21 protein-coding genes are annotated in these 17,728 nt (G+C 64.8%); 7 read left to right on the forward strand and 14 right to left on the reverse strand.

The features are described 5' to 3' along the window. Positions 1–34 precede the first annotated feature (34 nt). The 3 genes from AC1DB0_RS17135 to AC1DB0_RS17145 all read right to left on the reverse strand — a co-directional run bounded on the left by AC1DB0_RS17135 (position 35) and on the right by AC1DB0_RS17145 (position 1,846). A complete protein-coding gene (locus tag AC1DB0_RS17135) occupies positions 35–607 on the reverse strand; it encodes a disulfide bond formation protein B (protein ID WP_054422502.1) in 573 nt (190 codons plus the stop codon). A 10-nt stretch (positions 608–617) separates the two neighbouring features. Further along, entirely contained in the window at positions 618–776 is a 159-nt protein-coding gene (locus tag AC1DB0_RS17140; RefSeq protein WP_175171445.1) for a DUF5993 family protein, read from the reverse strand. 188 nt (positions 777–964) lie between these two features. After that, positions 965–1,846, reverse strand: coding sequence for a phosphoribosylaminoimidazolesuccinocarboxamide synthase (locus tag AC1DB0_RS17145; protein ID WP_054422503.1), 882 nt, complete (start codon positions 1,844–1,846; stop codon positions 965–967). Positions 1,847–2,096: 250 nt separating this feature from the next. Between AC1DB0_RS17145 and AC1DB0_RS17150 the strand changes: the two genes are divergently transcribed. Beyond that, entirely contained in the window at positions 2,097–2,552 is a 456-nt protein-coding gene (locus AC1DB0_RS17150; protein WP_054422504.1) for a GFA family protein, read from the forward strand. Positions 2,553–2,728: 176 nt separating this feature from the next. Here AC1DB0_RS17150 and fba read toward each other — a convergent pair whose 3' ends face one another. Together fba and AC1DB0_RS17160 are read right to left on the reverse strand one after the other, a co-directional pair. Further along, positions 2,729–3,793 (reverse strand): class II fructose-bisphosphate aldolase, encoded by a 1,065-nt coding sequence (fba, locus tag AC1DB0_RS17155; protein WP_054422505.1) that lies wholly within the window; start codon positions 3,791–3,793, stop codon positions 2,729–2,731. A gap of 205 nt (positions 3,794–3,998) precedes the next feature. After that, a complete protein-coding gene (locus AC1DB0_RS17160; protein ID WP_054422506.1) occupies positions 3,999–4,898 on the reverse strand; it encodes an SMP-30/gluconolactonase/LRE family protein in 900 nt (299 codons plus the stop codon). A gap of 364 nt (positions 4,899–5,262) precedes the next feature. Here AC1DB0_RS17160 and AC1DB0_RS17165 point away from each other — a divergent pair, with 364 nt between their 5' ends. After that, positions 5,263–6,573, forward strand: a complete 1,311-nt coding sequence (locus tag AC1DB0_RS17165) for a dicarboxylate/amino acid:cation symporter (RefSeq protein WP_175171443.1) — start codon at positions 5,263–5,265, stop codon at positions 6,571–6,573. 88 nt (positions 6,574–6,661) lie between these two features. Beyond that, on the forward strand, positions 6,662–7,039 hold the full coding sequence (locus tag AC1DB0_RS17170; protein WP_175171442.1) for a hypothetical protein: 378 nt from the start codon (positions 6,662–6,664) through the stop codon (positions 7,037–7,039). A gap of 33 nt (positions 7,040–7,072) precedes the next feature. Here the strand turns inward: AC1DB0_RS17170 and AC1DB0_RS17175 are convergent, their stop codons facing one another. The 9 genes from AC1DB0_RS17175 to phnG all read right to left on the reverse strand — a co-directional run bounded on the left by AC1DB0_RS17175 (position 7,073) and on the right by phnG (position 14,080). Next, entirely contained in the window at positions 7,073–7,507 is a 435-nt protein-coding gene (locus tag AC1DB0_RS17175) for a hypothetical protein (RefSeq protein ID WP_054422507.1), read from the reverse strand. A gap of 126 nt (positions 7,508–7,633) precedes the next feature. Further along, complete coding sequence (locus AC1DB0_RS17180) at positions 7,634–8,176, reverse strand: MOSC domain-containing protein (RefSeq protein ID WP_054422508.1); 543 nt, start codon at positions 8,174–8,176, stop codon at positions 7,634–7,636. Positions 8,177–8,217: 41 nt separating this feature from the next. Further along, complete coding sequence (locus AC1DB0_RS17185; protein WP_454669605.1) at positions 8,218–9,417, reverse strand: alpha-D-ribose 1-methylphosphonate 5-triphosphate diphosphatase; 1,200 nt, start codon at positions 9,415–9,417, stop codon at positions 8,218–8,220. Between the two features lie 2 nt (positions 9,418–9,419). Continuing rightward, the gene (gene phnL / locus AC1DB0_RS17190) at positions 9,420–10,139 is read right to left on the reverse strand and encodes a phosphonate C-P lyase system protein PhnL (RefSeq protein ID WP_175171440.1); all 720 of its coding nucleotides are present in this window, start codon (positions 10,137–10,139) and stop codon (positions 9,420–9,422) included. Positions 10,140–10,141: 2 nt separating this feature from the next. Further along, positions 10,142–10,918, reverse strand: coding sequence for a phosphonate C-P lyase system protein PhnK (phnK, locus tag AC1DB0_RS17195; protein WP_054422511.1), 777 nt, complete (start codon positions 10,916–10,918; stop codon positions 10,142–10,144). Then, on the reverse strand, positions 10,915–11,877 hold the full coding sequence (locus AC1DB0_RS17200; protein ID WP_454669607.1) for an alpha-D-ribose 1-methylphosphonate 5-phosphate C-P-lyase PhnJ: 963 nt from the start codon (positions 11,875–11,877) through the stop codon (positions 10,915–10,917). Before AC1DB0_RS17200 ends, phnK begins: the two co-directional genes overlap by 4 nt. Beyond that, entirely contained in the window at positions 11,874–12,989 is a 1,116-nt protein-coding gene (locus tag AC1DB0_RS17205) for a carbon-phosphorus lyase complex subunit (protein ID WP_054422513.1), read from the reverse strand. The genes AC1DB0_RS17200 and AC1DB0_RS17205 overlap by 4 nt, the downstream gene beginning before the upstream one ends. Before the next feature lies 1 nt (position 12,990). Beyond that, complete coding sequence (phnH, locus tag AC1DB0_RS17210; RefSeq protein WP_476758012.1) at positions 12,991–13,608, reverse strand: phosphonate C-P lyase system protein PhnH; 618 nt, start codon at positions 13,606–13,608, stop codon at positions 12,991–12,993. A 1-nt stretch (position 13,609) separates the two neighbouring features. Beyond that, positions 13,610–14,080 (reverse strand): phosphonate C-P lyase system protein PhnG, encoded by a 471-nt coding sequence (gene phnG, locus AC1DB0_RS17215; RefSeq protein WP_342067027.1) that lies wholly within the window; start codon positions 14,078–14,080, stop codon positions 13,610–13,612. A 185-nt stretch (positions 14,081–14,265) separates the two neighbouring features. Between phnG and phnF the strand changes: the two genes are divergently transcribed. The 4 genes from phnF to phnN all read left to right on the forward strand — a co-directional run bounded on the left by phnF (position 14,266) and on the right by phnN (position 17,699). After that, positions 14,266–14,988 (forward strand): phosphonate metabolism transcriptional regulator PhnF, encoded by a 723-nt coding sequence (gene phnF / locus AC1DB0_RS17220; RefSeq protein ID WP_447982407.1) that lies wholly within the window; start codon positions 14,266–14,268, stop codon positions 14,986–14,988. A 112-nt stretch (positions 14,989–15,100) separates the two neighbouring features. Further along, positions 15,101–16,294: an alpha-D-ribose 1-methylphosphonate 5-triphosphate diphosphatase gene (locus AC1DB0_RS17225; RefSeq protein ID WP_476758011.1), complete on the forward strand. Its 1,194-nt coding sequence runs from the start codon at positions 15,101–15,103 to the stop codon at positions 16,292–16,294. Between the two features lie 2 nt (positions 16,295–16,296). Continuing rightward, positions 16,297–17,040 carry a DUF1045 domain-containing protein gene (locus AC1DB0_RS17230; protein WP_476758010.1) on the forward strand — a complete coding sequence of 248 codons (744 nt, stop codon included), beginning with the start codon at positions 16,297–16,299 and terminating at the stop codon, positions 17,038–17,040. 74 nt (positions 17,041–17,114) lie between these two features. Beyond that, positions 17,115–17,699, forward strand: coding sequence for a phosphonate metabolism protein/1,5-bisphosphokinase (PRPP-forming) PhnN (phnN, locus tag AC1DB0_RS17235; protein WP_476758009.1), 585 nt, complete (start codon positions 17,115–17,117; stop codon positions 17,697–17,699). Positions 17,700–17,728: the final 29 nt, after the last annotated feature.

Raw genomic sequence — 17,728 nt, forward strand, 5'->3', positions numbered from 1 at the left:
GAAACCCGGTATTTTACCCGGCGCGCGCGACAGGCTACGGCGTGGCCGAAGACGGCAGCCACAGATAGGTGGTGGGATCGTCCGGGCAAGGCCCGAAACCGCACTCCAGCGTGGTGCTGCCAACGTTGGCCAGGGTCATGATGAAAAACAGGGCCATGACCACCACGCCCAGCATGGGCACCGGTTTTTTCAGCATGCTGTCGCCCCATTTGCGGTCGGCGGTCTGCATCAGGATGCTGAAAACGATGATGGCGGCGAATGCGATGAACGCCCAGGTATAGAAGTGCATGCCCAGAAAGGGCGAGCCATAGCCCGGGTCGCCCGGCGCCATGTGCAGCAGGACTTGCCGGCCAGAGGCGACCATGCCGCCCAGCGATGCGGCGATGCTCATCGCGTAGTGCATGGGCGATGGCCCCAGGCGCATGTTCAAGAGGAAGCCGACGCCGGCCAGAATGAGGGCGACGCGTTGCAGCAGGCAAAGCGGGCAAGGCAACTCGTCATAGACGATCTGCCAGGCAAACGCCATGCCAAGAATGCCGGTCACGCCCAGCAGCGCCAGGCCGTTCAAGACGCGCGAGCCGCGCGCTGGATTGCGGGAGAAGATCATGGCTTGGCCCTTACAGCGACAGCGCCAGCGGGCTGGTCATGTGGTGCTGGCACCAGGCGGCGAAGATCACCAACGTCAGCACCCAGAAGGTCACGCACGGGCGGCGTTTACCCGCCACGCCAAACCACACCGCGACCAATCCGGTCAGAAAAGGCAACATCATGATCATGCGGAAGGCTCCTGTCGTCGGACGTCCTGCGAAGGCAACCGACGAGTATAGCGTAACAATCCGACATATTTCCTATCGAAAACCCCCTATTGCCGGGGCCGGATCGGGCTGCAAGAACCGCCGGCAAGCGACGAAAAAAAACCCGCTCAACACAGGAGCGGGTTTTTGACAGCGCAGAGCTTGCCAGGTCAGGCGACCAAGCGGTCCAGCGCTTCGCGGTACTTGGCGGCGGTCTTTTCCAGCACGTCCTGCGGCAGGCGCGGTGCGGGCGGCGTCTTGTCCCAGGTTTGGGTTTCGAGCCAGTCGCGCACGAACTGCTTGTCGAACGACGGGGGGCTGATGCCCACGCGATAGCCGTCAGCCGGCCAGAAGCGCGAGGAATCGGGCGTCAGCACTTCGTCCATCAAGTGCAGCGTGCCGTTGTCGTCCAGGCCGAATTCGAACTTGGTGTCGGCAATGATGATGCCCTTGGTGGCGGCGAACTTGGCGGCTTCGGCATACAGCTTGAGCGTCACGTCGCGGATGCGCTCGGCCATTTCCTGGCCGACTTCCTTGACCACGTGCGCGAAGTCCACGTTCTCGTCGTGCATGCCGAATTCGGCCTTGGCGGCGGGCGTGAAGATGGGTTCGGGCAACTGGCTGGCCTGTTGCAGGCCGGCGGGCAGCTTGATGCCGCAGATGGCGCCGGTGGATTGGTAGTCTTTCCAGCCGGAGCCGATCAGGTAGCCGCGGGCAACCGCTTCCACCAGGATCGGCTTCAGGCGCTTGACGACGACGGCGCGGCCGCGCACCTGGTCAACTTCGTCGGGAGCCACCACGTCTTCGGGCTTCACGCCCGTGGAGTGGTTCGGCAGGATGTGGGCCAGCTTCTGCAACCAGAATTCGGTCAGCTCGGTCAGCACCTGTCCCTTGCCGGGAATGGGATCGTCAAGAATCACGTCGAAGGCGGAGATACGATCCGACGCGACGATCAGCAACTTGTCGTCGCCCACCGCGTACATATCGCGCACCTTACCGCGGCCCAGCAGCGGCAAGGACTTGATGCTGGATTGATGCAAAGCAGAAGTCACGGGAATGGCCTATGGCAAAAATGAAGATTCCCGCCTCGGGCAGCGCCAGGGCGGGAAGTAGAACGAAATTGGAAACTTCAGAGCCGACCGGGCGCTGGAAAGCGGGTCGTGCAAAGCGCATAGATTACTGCAAATAAGCCCGTCTTGCCGGGCGGCGGGCAGCAGGTTAGTCTGGCTGCGTTCCAACATGCGCGCCGACCGCGACCCGCGTTACGGCGCCCCTCAATACCCCTGGAGGAGACAACGTCGTATGCAGGATGCATCCCAAAAACGCCCGTCCCACGCCGACGCGCAGGTTCATCTGACGGGGGGATGCCAGTGCGGCGCCGTCCGTTACGCCGTCACGGATGAGCCCATCACCGCGGCCACCTGTCATTGCCGGGACTGCCAGTATTCCAGCGGCGGCGCCCCGGCCCATGCGTTGATCTTCCCCGCCGGCTCGGTCACGATGCTGCGCGGCCAGGCCAAGGAGCACCGCTACAAGGGCGATTCCGGCCACACCGTCATGCGCAGCTTCTGCGCCGCCTGTGGCACGCCGCTGTTCGGCGGCTCGGAAGGCATGGGGTACGAAGTGGTGCGCGCGGGGTCGCTGGACGACCCGGAAGCCTTCCACGCCAAGGCCAGCCTGTGGACGAGCTCGGCGCCGTCCTGGCACCACGTGGACCGCAACGTGCCGCACTTTCCCAAGAACTCGCCGGCGGGATAGTGCTATTCAGACTGCACTGCATAATTCTATTCAGACTGCACCGAATAGTTCTATTCAGACTGCATTGCATAGCTCTATTCAGACTGCATCGCGCCCGCATAAAAAAAGGGGCGGCCCCATGCGAGGCCGCCCCTTTTGCTTGCGTGCGCCGCCCCGAGGACGGCGCACGGCAGAGCTTATTGCACCACTTGCGACAGCTTGCCCGACGCGTATTGCGCGGCGATGTCGGTCAGCGGCAGCGCCTTGATCTTGCTGGCGTTGCCGGCGGTGCCGAATTCCGTGTAGCGAGCCACACAGATCGCGCGGGCGGCGGCGCGGGCGGGCTTCAGGTATTCACGCGGGTCGAACTTTTCCGGGTTCTCGGCAAAGAAGCGGCGGATCGCGCCGGTCATGGCCAGACGGATATCGGTGTCGATATTGATCTTGCGCACGCCGTACTTGATGGCTTCCTGGATTTCCTCGACCGGCACGCCGTAGGTTTCCTTCATGTTGCCGCCGAATTCACGGATCTCGGCCAGCAGTTCCTGCGGCACGCTGGAGCTGCCGTGCATCACCAGGTGGGTGTTCGGCAGGCGGGCGTGGATTTCCTTGATGCGGGAGATCGACAGGATGTCGCCCGTGGGCTTGCGCGTGAACTTGTAGGCGCCGTGGCTGGTGCCGATGGCGATCGCCAGGGCGTCCAGCTGCGTGCGGCGCACGAAGTCGGCGGCTTGTTCCGGGTCGGTCAGCAGCTGGTCCATCGTCAGCTTGCCGTCGGCGCCGTGGCCGTCTTCCTTGTCGCCTTCCATGGTTTCCAGGGAACCCAGGCAGCCGAGTTCGCCTTCAACCGTCACGCCCAGCTTGTGGGCGATGTCCACGACTTTCTTGGTGACTTCGACGTTGTAGTCGTAGTCGGCGATGGTCTTGCCGTCTTCTTTCAGCGAACCGTCCATCATCACGCTGGAGAATCCCAGGTCGATGGCGCCTTGGCAGACCTTGGGCGACTGGCCGTGATCCTGGTGCATCACGACGGGGATGTGCGGGTAGGATTCCACTGCGGCCTGGATCAGGTGCTTCAGGAAGCCTTCGCCCGCGTACTTACGCGCGCCGGCCGACGCCTGCATGATCACCGGGCTGTCGGTCTCCGCAGCGGCTTCCATGATGGCCTGGACTTGTTCCAGGTTGTTGACGTTGAAAGCCGGAATGCCGTAGCCGTTCTCGGCGGCGTGGTCGAGCAACTGGCGCATGGAGACTAGGGCCATGAGTGGTCCTCCTAAGTACTGTCTATGGAAAGATGGTTGAAGTCCTGCTGAATGGGGTGATTTTACGGGGGAATCGCTGAAAGGTCTTGCAACCGGCCGTATCCGGTCCATTCAGAGGATGGCGCGCTGCTCGGCGGCTAGGTCGCATCCCCCGGACGAGGGATGGACAAAGGGGCGACGGCCCCGTTTGGACCCTCGCCCGCGATCAAGGCCGGCCGGCGTGCGGCACATCTACCCGGGTCATCAGAATGCGCCCTTCGGGTTTGGCGCGGCGGTTGGCTTCGATGAAGTCCGGTGCTGCGGCCATGAACAATGTGCAGCCATCCGGCCCACCCAGCGCTGCGGCGAAGATGCCGAATTCGCCGGTGTCGATCTGCTCAAGAATCTGGCCGCCGCGCGCTACCCGCACGATTCGTTTGCCGATGGCGTCTGCCACCCACACCGCGCCTTCCGCGTCCAGCGCGCCGCCATCGGGGCCGATGGCCGACGCCGCGATCAGCACTGACAAGTCGTCGCTGTCGGGCAAGGCGCCGAAGTTCGCCCAGTCGCGCCGGGGGCCCAGCGCACCGTTGGCCAGGATGTCGAACTCGGAAATGCGGTTGCCGAAGGTTTCGTTGACGATCATCGTCTTGCCGTCGGGGGTAATGAACGAGCCGTTGGGAAAGCACAGCCCGTCGGCCACCACTTGCGCCACGCCGTCCGTGTCCACCTTCACCAGCGTGGTCGTCGCGACCGGCTCGCCCGCCATCAGGTCAAAGCCGAAATTGCCCACATAGGCCCGGCCTTCGGCATCCACCACCATGTCATTGATAGGGCCGCCCGTCAGCGCTGACAAGTCGGCATGCACGGCGAGCGTGCCATCCTTCTCGCGGCGCAGCACCTTGCGGTCTTTCATGGATGAGATCAGCAAGCGGCCATCGGGCAGCCAGCCCAGGCCCGAAGGCTGCTGCGGCACGCGGCAGATCTGTTCGACCTTGCCGGCCAGATCCACGGCGATCACCTGCTCGGTATAGAAATCCGACGCCCACAGGCGGTCTTCGTGCCACCGCAGCCCTTCCAGGTACGTGTACCCGGACGCCAGCACGGACAATTCACGTTTCGGCATTGCCTTGTCTCCTATTTATCGCCCCGGTCGGGGCCGGTTCTTATCGGTGCGCCCCTGGCCGTCAGAAGGCGCCGGAGCGGGCCCATTCTGGCATGGGCGGCGAGGGTTCGGGGAGCTCGGAATATTGATACGAAACGTATCCAACCCATCGCCCTGGCCCCCTGGGAATCAACACTCGATGCGTCCCCAAGCTGACAACTAACTGTCAGGTTTGCGGCGTTAACATCGCGCCCCAAGGGAAAACCCGCGCTCTCGGGGCCCCTGGCATATCCGTCTCACCGGACCCCGTCCTGCCTCGCCCCATGCCGGCGGGCCGCGCCCCGAATGCGGGCCGAGCGACAGGTCCCTCGTTTCCGTTTTGATCATGAATACAAAGAAGCTGACGCGTTACATCGGCATCGCCATGGTGTTGGGCGTCCTGGTGGGCTACCTCTGCAATAAGACGGCGCAAGACGCGAAACATGCCGCAGACATTGCGTCGTACTTCAGCCTGATCACAGACATCTTCCTGCGCATGATCAAGATGATCATCGCCCCGCTGGTGTTCGCGACGCTGGTATCCGGTCTGGCCAGCATGAGCGACGCCAATGCTGTGGGCCGCATCGGCCTGCGCGCCATGGTCTGGTTCATCTCTGCGTCGGCAATCTCGCTGCTGCTTGGGCTGATGCTGGTCAATATCTTCCAGCCCGGCGCGCACATGAACCTGGCGATTCCGGACGCGGGCATCACATCGGGTCTGAAGACGGGCGACTTCACGCTCAAGGCCTTCATTGCGCACGTGTTCCCCAAGAGCATCGCCGAAGCGATGGCCAACAACGAGATCCTGCAGATTCTGGTGTTCTCGCTGTTCTTCGGCGCGGCGCTGTCGTTCATTCGCAGCAAGGGCCACAACACGATCTACAACATGATCGACGAGCTGGCCAAGATCATGTTCCGCGTGACCGACTACGTGATGCGCTTTGCGCCGCTGGGCGTGTTCGCCGCCATGGCCGCCGCCATCACTACCGAAGGCCTGGGCGTGCTGGTCAGCTACGGCAAGCTGATCGGGGAGTTCTATCTGGGCCTGGCGCTGCTGTGGGCCATTCTGTTTGGCGTCGGCTACCTGTTCCTGGGCAAGTCCACGCGCCGCTTGGGCGGGCTGATCAAGGAACCCACCCTGCTCGCCTTCTCTACCGCCAGCAGCGAATCCGCATACCCCAAGACCATCGAAGCGCTGGAACGCTTTGGCGTGTCCAAGCGCATCTCGGGTTTTGTGCTGCCGCTGGGTTACTCGTTCAACCTGGACGGCTCGATGATGTATCAGTCGTTCGCGGTGCTGTTCATCGCGCAGGCTTACAACATCGAGATGAGCTTCTCGCAGCAGCTCACGCTGCTGCTGGTGCTGATGGTGACCAGCAAGGGCATGGCCGGTGTGGCGCGCGCCTCGCTCGTGGTGGTGGCCGCCACCCTGCCGATGTTCCACCTGCCCGAAGCCGGCCTGCTGCTGATCATGGGCATCGACCAGTTCTTCGACATGGGCCGCACGGCCACCAACGTGGTGGGCAACAGCCTGGCCACCGCCGTCATCGCCAAACTGGAAGGTGACCAGGGTGACCAGAATAATCAGGATGAGCAGGCCGCAGTGGCCAGCCCGGCCGCTCAAATGAACGTGGCCGAGGCCCGCGACAACGCTTGACCGGCGCGCAGCGGCGGGAGCAACATAGGAATCCCTGTTGCCACCCGCCGGCGCGTCGCGCCCCAGCGCCACGTGCTACCCGCATGCCATGACACCCCACCCCCTGCGCGGCATTCTCGCGGCCATCGCCGTGATGGCCGCCGCACCTGCCGCCCACGCCTGGACGCGCATCTCCTGCGACTTGAGCGGCACGGCTTCCACGCCTGCCGTCCAGATGCGTCAATACCGCACCGATGGCACGGAGCTGTCTCAAACCACGTTCAAGTTGAAGGTCAAGTCGGCCGACATTCCGGACGGCGCGCGCGCCGATACCGATTGCACCGAATTTGTGGACCGCGAGATTGATGTGTCGCTGGACAACACGCCGCCCGGCCAGATCCGCAAGGGCCGCCCGATCACGCTGCGTTATCGCTACGATGAGTCGCTGGGGCAAAGCCTGGCGACGAAATTCGAGCTGGTCCGTTAAGACCAGCTCGATGCCGCGTGGCGGCAGATTTGCTTAGTCGTTGACCGAGCAGGACACCGGTGCGCCGTCTTCGAATTCGACGTCGTAGGTATGGACCGGGTCCCAGGGCAACGTGAACCACAGTTCGTAGCCGTCGCCGTCTTCGTCGAACAGCCACAACGCGCGCAGCACGGCTTTTTCCGCCATGGCTTCCGCCGTTTCTTCCTGCAGCAGCTGGTCGTCTTCGATGCCCAGCTTCTTGCAGTGCTCGTACGAATAGTTATCCAGCAGGAACTCGGCCGCTGCCAGGATGTGATCGTCCAGATTGTCGATGATGCCCTTGACCACCTTGGATGCGCCGCTATCGGGCTCTTCGCCATCCGTCTGGATCATGACGTGAATGGGAGGACGCCCATCGCCGGCAGGCACGTTTTCGGCCGCCCACAGATCGGGTTCTTCGGGGTCTTGGGTGAAATTGAATCGTGCCATCGCGCGCTCCGGAAGATGGGATAGCGAGCCGTGAAAGAGTCGGCTGCGCCTTAGGCCGTTACGCCATTTCGCCATTTAACCAGATGCGCGGCGGCCCGTCTGTGACTGCTGGCGATGTTTTTGCCCCTATACGCGTTCCAGCGGCCAATGCGGCAGTGCGGGCAGATCGGTGCGGATGGTGTCGCCCGGGCTGACCGCCCCGCCTTCAATCACGATTCCCATCACGCCCGCCCGGCGTTGCAGGCTGCCGTCGGGGTTGCGGCCCAGCACCGCGGCCGTCAGACCTTTCTGATAATGGTCCAGTTGCACGCAGGGGTTGCGCAGGCCGGTGATCTCGATCACGGCATCGGCGCCGATGCGCAGCCGCGCCCCACGCGGCAGGGCCAGTAAATCAATACCCCGCGTGGTGATGTTTTCGCCCATCGTGCCCTCGGCCACGTTGAACCCGGCCAGTTGCAACTCGTCATGCAACTCTGCCTGAATCAGATGCACTTGACGCAGGTTGGGCTGCGTCGGGTCGGCCCGCACGCGGGACCGGTGTTTGACGGTCACGCCCAGATGGGCATCCCCCTCCACACCCAAGCCTTCAATCAACATGATCATCGGCACAATCGGCTTGCTGAACGTGTGCGTGGCGCTTAGCGCCACGGCGGTCACGATCGGATGCATCGCGGTTCTCCAGGAAGGACGGGACGTGCGCAAAAGCGCATTCAGGCCGCCACGCGCTGCGGCTCGCGTATCGCTACCGCCGGCGTGCGCGCCGGCAGATAGTGCGTGGAGAATACCAGCCGGCCCGCCGACCACGTGTGACTGACCAACGGCAGGCCGCCCACTTGCGCCACCGCCACCAGATCCGCCCGCTGGCCGACCGCAATGCGGCCCCGATCCGTCAACCCGCAAGCGTCGGCCGGGTTTGCCGTGACAAGCGCAATCGCCTGCGGCCACGTCAGGTCCGTCTGCGCCGCCACCGCGAATGCTGCGGCAATCAGCGTGGACGGCTGGTAGTCGGAACACAGGCAGCTGGCCACGCCCGCGCGGATGGCGTCAATGGCCCGCATCGACCCGCTCTGGCTTTGCCCGCGCAACACATTGGGCGCGCCCAGAATCGTCGGCAGCCCGCAAGAGACCGCAGCACGCGCGGTATCCAGCGTGATCGGGAATTCGCTCATCGCTACGCCCAGATTGCGCATGGTGGCGATGCGGTGGATGGAGTCGTCATCGTGGCTGGCTGTGGGAATGCCGCGCGATTGCGCGTGCGACAGCAAGGTCTCCACCCGCGTCACCGCGCCGTCTTTCGAACGCGTCTTGGCGTTGGCGGCTTCTTCCGCCTGCTCGCGGCTCATCGCGTGGTTCCCCATCATGTATTGCAGATAGGATTCCAGCGTTTTGAACTGCCCCTGCCCCGGCGAATGGTCCATGACCGACAACAGGTCTACCGCGCCCTCGTCCATCAAGGCGCAGAGCACCTCCACCGAAGTCTCGTCGGTGACTTCGTAGCGGCAATGCACGCGGTTGTCCACCAGGCTGTGCTGACGAAACGCGCGCAACGTGCGCACCACTTCGGCCGCCGTCTTGTTGTTGCGCACGCCCCATTCATTGTTCGCAAACGACAGCGCGTGATAGGGCGTGGTGATGCCCGCTGCGGCGTTGCGGCGGTCCACCTGGGCGACCGCAAAGTCCAGCGGAAACAGCACGCGCGAACGCGGCTCGGCTTCTTTTTCGATGGCGTCGCAATGCAGGTCGATCAGGCCGGGCATCAGGGTCTGGCCTTGCAGGTCGATCACGCGGTCCGCCTGCGCGCCGTCGGGGTCGATGGCCACGATGCAACCGTCGTCGATCAGCACCGCGCTGTTTTCCAGGACGCGGTCAGGCATCAACACGCGGGCGTTCGTCAGATAAGTGCTTTGCATGGTCACTCCAGGTCGGCCGTCGCGGGCTGCGGAGGGCGCAGCGCCAGGGTTTGGGTCGCGACGGCGTCGCGCACTTCTGCATCGTGGAAGATGCCCAGCAGGCAGCGGCCTGCGGCCAGCGCTTCGTGTATCAGCGCGATCACTACGCGCCGGTTATCGGCGTCCAGCGACGCGGTGGGTTCGTCCAGCAACAGAATGGGGTGGCGGGCGATGAAGCCGCGCGCGATATTCACGCGCTGCTGTTCGCCGCCCGAAAACGTGGCGGGCGCCAGCCCCCACAGCCGCGACGGCACATTCAGCCGCTGCAACAACGCGCCCGCCTGGCTGCGCGCATCTTCCGCGTCCACCCCCGCCATGCGCAGCGGTTCGGCCACCACGTCCAGCGCCGACACGCGCGGAATGACCCGCAGGAACTGGCTGACATAACCGATCACGTCGCGTCGCAGCGCCAGGATGCGCTGCTCGGGCGCCCCCACCAGCTCGACCCAATCGCCGTGGGCACGCACGCGGATGCTGCCCTCGGTGGCCAGATAGTTGCCATACAGGCAGCGCAGCAAGGTGCTCTTGCCGGTGCCAGACGGCCCGGACAGCACCAGGCAGTCGCCCGCCGCCGCGTCGAAGTCCACCGCGTCCAGCACGGGCAGGCGGATGCCGCCCTGGTTATGCAGCGTGAACATTTTTCCGAGGCCTCGCACCTCGATCATGGGAGTGCTTGCGTGCATGGTCAGCTCTGCAAAATGGAAGACACCAGCAACTGGGTGTAGGGGTGTTGAGGGTCGTCAAGAATCTGGTCGGTCAGGCCGCTTTCCACTACGACGCCGCCACGCATCACCAAGGTGCGATGCGCCAGCAGACGCGCCACCGCCAGGTCATGCGTGACGACAATCGCGGCCAGGCCCAGGTCCGTCACCAGTTGACGCAACAGGTCCAGCAGACGCGCCTGCACCGACACGTCGAGCGACGCCGTGGGCTCGTCCATGAACACCAGACGCGGATGCGTGACAAGGTTGCGGGCGATCTGCAAGCGCTGCTGCATGCCGCCGGAAAACGAGACCGGCGTATCGTCCAGCCGGCTCACGTCGATCTCCATCTTTTGCAGCCAGTTGCCGGCCACGTCGCGCAGCTCGCCGTAGTGGCGTTCGCCCACGGCCATCAGGCGTTCGGCGATATTCGCGCCCGCGCTGACCTGCATGCGCAACCCATCCCGTGCGTTCTGGCGCACAAAGCCCCAATCGGTGCGCGCCAGCAGCCGCAGCCGGGCGCCTTGCAGCGCGGCCAGGTCGATGAAGCCCTGGTCGCGGGTGTCGTACCAGACGCTGCCCGCGTCCGGCTGGGTTTGGTACGACACGGCCGACAGCAAGGTGCTCTTGCCCGAGCCGGACTCCCCCACCACGCACAGCACTTCACCGGGGTAAAGATCGAAGCTGACGTCGCGGCAACCATGCACGCCGTCCCACGTGCGCGTCATGTTGCGCACGGATAGCAAAGGGTGGGATGTCATGCTGCGGCCTCGGGGTGGGGTTGCCCTGCGGGGTGGGCGGGATTGGAGGATTTGGCTGGATTGGCGGGTTTGGCTGGATTGGCGGGTTTGGCTTGATTCGCTTGATCGGCCTGGCGATCGTTGCAGTACTCCGTGTCCGAGCACACGAAGCGGCGCGTGCCGGCGTCGTCCAGAATGATTTCGTCCAGATAGCTGTCACGTGACCCGCACAGGTCGCAGCACTCGGACCACGTTTCGACCGTGAAGGGGTGGTCTTCGAAATCCAGGCTCTTCACCCGCGTATACGGCGGCACCGCATACACGCGCTTTTCGCGGCCCGCGCCAAACAGCATCAGCGCGGGGCTGCCGTCCAGCTTGGGGTTGTCGAACTTCGGAATCGGCGACGGCCGCATCATGTAGCGATCATTCACGATGACGGGGTAGTCATACGTCGTGGCGATGTGGCCGTGCTGCGCAATGTCTTCGTACAGCTTCACATGCATGCCGCCATACTCGGCCAGCGCGTGCATCGTGCGGGTTTCGGTTTCGCTGGGCTCCAGCCAGCGCAGCGGCTCAGGGATCGGCACCTGGAACACCATCACCTGCCCTTCGCGCAACGGCGTTTCAGGAATGCGATGGCGCGTTTGCACGATGGTGGCAGCCGGCGTGGATTCCGTCGTGGCCACGCCCGTCACGCGGCCAAAGAAGCGGCGGATGTTGATGGCGTTGGTGGTGTCGTCAGACCCTTGGTCTATCACCTTCAACACATCGTCCTGCCCGATGATGGCCGCGGTGACCTGAATGCCGCCCGTGCCCCAGCCATAGGGCAGCGGCATTTCGCGGCTGCCGAATGGCACTTGATAGCCGGGGATTGCCACCGCCTTCAGCAGCGCGCGGCGCAGCATGCGCTTGGTGGATTCATCCAGATACGCGAAGTTGTAGTGGTCGTCGCGTTCGACCGTTGCGTGGGGTGCGTTCATGAGGAAACCGCCTCGTCCATCAGATCGTTAATTGCGTCCTGCGGCGCGCGGCGGTCGGCGCGCAGGCGGCGCAGCAGTTCCAGATTGGCCTGGAAGTCCACGTAATGCGGCAGCTTCAAGTGCTGCACAAAGCCCGAGGCCTCGACGTTGTCGCTGTGATACAGCACGAACTCGTGGTCGTTGGCGGGCGAGTCGGCGCGTTCGCCCAGGTCTTTGGCTTTCAGTGCGCGGTCTACCAGCGCCATCGACATGGCCTTGCGTTCGCCGTAGCCAAACGTCAGGCCGTAGCCGCGTGTGAACTTCGGGCCTTCGGCGGCGTTGCCGGCAAACTGGCTGACCATCTGGCATTCGGTGATGTCGATTTCGCCCACGGTGACGGTGAAGCCAAGCTCTTCGATATGCATCTCGACTTCCAGCGCGCCGTAGCGGATTTCGGCCGCGAACGGGTGCGTGTTGCCGTAGCCGCGCTGCGTGGAATACCCCATCGACAACAAGAAGCCTTCATCGGCGCGCGCCAGGTTCTGCAAGCGGGCGGCGCGGCTTGCCGGAAAGTCCAGCGGCTGACGGGTCAGGTCGAAGGGTTCGGGGTCGCCTTCCGGCACGGGCTCGGCGTCGATCAGCTCATCGTGCGCCAGCAGGTCGGTCACGCGCGGCATGCTGCTGTCCAGCGCGTCGTCGCCCGCAGGCAAGGCATCGGCCTCGCGCTGCGCTTCCAGCGTGAAGTCCAGCAGGCGCTGGGTGTAGTCATAGGTGGGGCCCAGAATCTGGCCACCCGGCACGTCCTTGAACGTGGACGAGATGCGGCGCTGCAAACGCATGGCGCCCGTGTCGATCGGCTGCGTATAGCCGTAGCGCGACAAGGTCGTGCGATAGGCGCGCAGCAAAAACACCGCTTCGATCACATCGCCCGCCGCCTGCTTCAACGCCAGCGACGCCAGTTGCGGATCGTAGAGCGAGCCCTCGGCCATCACGCGCGATACCGCCAGCGGCATCTGTTCACGAATCTGGTCCAGGCTTAGCTCAGGCACCTCGCGGTCGCCGCGCCGATAGTCGTCCAGCATGCGGTAGGAATTCAGGATGGCGCGTTCGCCCCCTTTGACGGCCACATACATGTCAGTTCTCCACGCGCGTGGTGCGCGGCAATCCACACATCCGCCGGTCTTGCGTCAGGAACACGTCCACGCCCAGCGGAAACCGTTGATGATTCAAGCGCCATTCGCGCCAGAAGCCGTCGGGCAGGCCCGCCACCGATAGCGTCTGCCGCGTCTGGATACCGGGGCCGGTAAGGCTGACTGCGTCGCCCGCCGACAGCGATGTCACGTCGATCAGCAAGGTCGTGGACAGGTCGGGATAGGCCGGGTCACCGGGATGGCACGCCGACAGGGCCGGGGCTTCGCAGCCCGCCGGCACCGCCGCAAAGCGCGCCAGCGCGGGCGACGGCACGAAGGGGCAGGCGCAATGAAAACGCAGAAAGGCCAGCACATCGGCGTGCACGGTGCGCGGCAGCCACAGCGGCGTGTCCACATCCACCAGCGTCAGCAGCAGCGCCGTCATCGCGGGCGACAAGCCTTCCGGCACGCCGCTGTCAGCGGTAATTTCCTGGATACGGCCGGGGTGCGCCAAGGCTTGCAAGGCGCTGCGAAAGGTGGTTTGCGCATCGCGCACGGGGTCAGCGAACCCGGGGAGCAGACCACGGCTGGCGGCCGGGGCAGTGAAAGCTTGTGCTTGCATGTCAGTCCTCGCCTCGCACCATCGTGAAGAATTCCACCTTGGTCTGCGCCGCAACGCGCGCCTGGCGTTCGACCTTGTCCGCGTGCTCGCGGGCCAGCGGCTGTATCAGTTGCGTCTGTACCGTGTCGTGCCAATCAGGCAGTTGCAGCAGCGCGTCGGCCACCGCCGCCTGCTCGGCGTGGCGCAGCGACCGCCCCTGCACATAGGCCACGCCCACCACGCCGCCATCGAGCGTGACGGCGCAACGTGTCACGGTCATTTCGCCCAGGTTGAAGCGCGCGCCCGTGCCGCCGCTGCGCGCCCGCACCATGGCCATGCCGGTCTGCGCCGGCCGCAACGTCTGGTGGCCAGGCAGTTGCCCCAAGGCGCTGAACGCGCCTTCCAGCGCAGCCGGGCTGGCCAGCGACAACACGCGCATCCAGGCGGCGCGCTGGGCGTTGGCCGCTTCCTGTCCTGCTTGTGAGTGATCCATTATTTCCTCTACACGTCTAGACGACTGGATGAAGTATGATCGCTGGCAATTCGAAGTTCAACAGGCTGGCGTGAATTTTTGATGACAGTTGCGGCATCCGTACACCGCCTATCCGGCGGGGGCCGCATGGTGCACAATCACAGCCATTCTTCATGAAGCTGTTGTGACAGCACGAGCGCACCCCTATGGTTGAACGAGGTTCCGGCATCGCCGTCTGGCGGCAAATTGGCGAGTCCCTGGCGGACGACATCCGCAACAAGCTCTACATGGCGGGCGAACAGCTGCCGTCCGAGCCGGAGCTGGCCGCCAAGTTTTCCGTCAACCGCCACACCATCCGGCGCGCCATGGGCGAGCTGGAGCAAAGCGGCCTGGTCCGGATCGAACAGGGCCGCGGCACCTTCGTGCAGGAACATGCCATTGATTACGCCATCGGCAAGCGCACGCGCTTTTCCGAGAACCTGCGCAGCCAGGGCGTGCTGGGCCATGTGGAATCAATGGGCAGCCAGACCTTGCGCGCCGCCGACATCGCCAAGCACCTGGGGCTGACGCGCACCGCGCCGCTCTTGCGCGTGCAGATCGTGGGCAAGGCCGAGAACCGGCCGATCAGCGCTTCAGAACATTTCTTTGACGAAAAGCGCTTTCCGGATTTTGCCGACCGCCTGACCGCGTTGCGTTCGGTGTCGAAGGTGTACGCGCACTACGGCATTGGCGACTACACGCGCAAGTGGTCGCGCATTACCGCCACCCTGCCCTCGCCTGAAATCGCGCGTCTGCTGGGCCAGCCCAAGACGCGCCCGATTCTTCAGGTGGAAGCGCTGAACGTGGACCAGGACGGCGCGCCGCTGCAATACAGCATCACCCGCTTTGTGGGCGATCTGGTGCAGTTGATGGTGGCGGACGACAGCTGAACGGCATGGCCGCCGCCGCCCGTGGCGTCACGGCGGCGGCTGAAACTGAAATTGAAAGCAACTCTACTCATCTAGACATCTGGTTGTCATGCAACGTCGATAACGTCACGCTATGAACTCACACGCCCCCTCGCCCCTGGCCGGTGTCACAGGCCAACGCATCCTGACGCCGCGCGGCGTCGAACAAGCCAGCCTGCGCTTTCAAGGCGAGCTGATCGCTGACGGCGGGCCCGCGCCCGCCCGGGGCGCACCCTGGTTCGACGCGGACAACCTGCTGGTTTTGCCCGGCATTGTTGACCTGCATGGCGACGCCTTCGAACGCGCCATCATGCCTCGTCCCAGTGTCACCTTTCCGTATGACAGCGCGCTGTTCGACGTCGACCGCCAATTACTCGCCAACGGCATCACCACCGAATTCCACGGCGTCACCCTGTCTTGGGAAGGCGGCTTGCGCGGCGAAGCCTATGCCGAACGCATGTTCGACGCGCTGGACCGCATGAAGCTCATGATGGGCGCGCGCCACTACGTGCATCTGCGGTTCGAAACGCACCACGTGGGCGGCGTGGATTTGGCTCAACAGTGGATACGCGATGGCCGCGTGCGCTTTCTGGCCTTGAACGACCACCTGCCCAGCATGGCGCGCCGCCTGGGTGACGACCGCAAGCTGATGCAATACGCCAACCGCGCCGAATGCGATCTGGACACCTTCCAGGAGCGCATCCGCGCGGCGATGTCTGCCGCGGATTCCGTGGCCGACGCCATGCGCGAGCTGACCCTGTGTGCGCAAGCCGCCGGTTTGAAGGTGGCCTCGCACGACGACCCCGACGCCGCCACGCGCCGTTACTACCATCAGCTGGGCTGCGGCGTGGCGGAGTTTCCGCTGACCCGCGACGCCGCGTGCGTGGCGCGCGACCTGGGCAACTCCGTGGTGTTCGGTGCGCCCAACGTCGTGCGCGGCGGCAGCCACACGGGTGCGCCCAGCGCCACCGAGATGGTGCGCGACGGCTTATGCGACATCCTCACGTCCGACTACTACTACCCTGCCCCGCTGGCTGCCGTGATGCGGCTGGTGCAGGACGGCGTGCTGCCGCTGGCGCAAGCGTGGAATCTGGTGTCGATGAATCCGGCACGCGCCGCGGGCTTGAAAGACCGTGGCGCGCTGACGCCGGGGCTGATTGCCGACGCCATTGTCGTAGACGACCATATTGCCGGGCTGCCCCGCGTGGTGGCCGCGATTGTCGGCGGCGAACTGCGCTACGCCACGCGCGCATTCGGCGACGACCACAGCCACCGCATGGCGGCCTGACCATGCCGCTTGCCCATCGCTACGCCCTGTACCTGGCGCCCACCGGCCCGTGGCGCGAACATGGCAGCCGCTGGCTCGGCCGTTGCGCCGACACCGGCCTGGCCCTGCCGTCGTTGCCGGGCCAGTTGGACACGCCGCCAGCCTGGACGCAGGCGCCGCGTCACTACGGCCTGCATGCCACCTTGAAGGCGCCATTTCGCTTGCGCACGGGCGCCACGCCGCAAGCCGTGGACGCCGCCGCACGCGAACTCGCCCGATCCAACCAAGCATTTGATGTCGCGCTGGAATGCGAAACGCTGCGCGGTTTTCTCGCGTGGTGCATCGCCGAAGATGACGCCCAAGGGCAAGCCCACATCCAGGCGCTGGCCAATGCGGCCGTGCAGCAGCTCGATGACTTGCGCGCTCCGCCCACGCCTGAGGAAACCGCACGCCGCCAGCCGCAATGGCTATCGCCCGAACAGCAGGCCATGCTGGCGCGCTGGGGCTACCCCTACGCCTTCGACACCTACACGTTCCACATCACGCTGACGGGAAAGCTCAGCGGTGATGCGCTGGAACAGGCGCAACGCCGCGTCGCGGCCTTTGCCGACCCCTTGCGCGGCCAGCGCATGGCGGTGCCGGGCGTCAGCGTGTATGTGCAGGCCACGCCCGGCGCGGATTTTGTCGCGGCGCGCCACTACCATTTCGATGGCGCGCATACGGATGCGATCGGGGCGGACTATCTGCAAGGGCCCGCGGCGCCATGACACTTCCTGACCCATCTCCTGCCCTGGTTCCAGCCCCATCTGCTGCCCCGGTTCCATCCCCATCTGCTGCCCCCTTGCCCACATTCGTCACGCCGCCCGCCAGCGGCGCGCGGCTGATCTACTTGATGGGCGCATCAGGCAGCGGCAAGGACACCTTGCTGCGTCTGTTGCGCGCGCATCTGACGGATGACGAGCCGGTGCTGGTGGCGCACCGCTACATCACGCGTGACAGCGGCGGCACCGAAGATGCGCTGCGTCTGTCCACCGAAGAATTCGCGCGCCGCGCCGCGCTGGGATGCTTCGCCCTGCGCTGGGCGAGCCACGGCTTGCATTACGGCATCGGTATCGAGATCGACACCTGGCTGGCGTATGGCGCGGCGGTGATTGTGAATGGGTCGCGTGAACACCTGGAACAGGCGCATGCGCGCTACCCGGCGATGACGGCGGTGGAAATCACGGTCGACCCCGCAAGGCTTGCCGAACGGCTGGCGGGACGCGGACGAGAAAGCGCCGAGCAGATCGTGCAACGCTTGTCGCGCGCGACGCAGGCGTTCGCGGTGCCGCAGAGCTGCGCGTTGAAGCGGATCAGCAATGACGCCGAGCCGGAAGCGGCGGCCGCGACGCTGCTGGGGATCGCGCGGGACATGCTGGCGCGCTAAGTTTGGCTGACTATGGCTGGCTGACTATG

This window comes from Achromobacter sp. 10T422 (assembly GCF_056394065.1).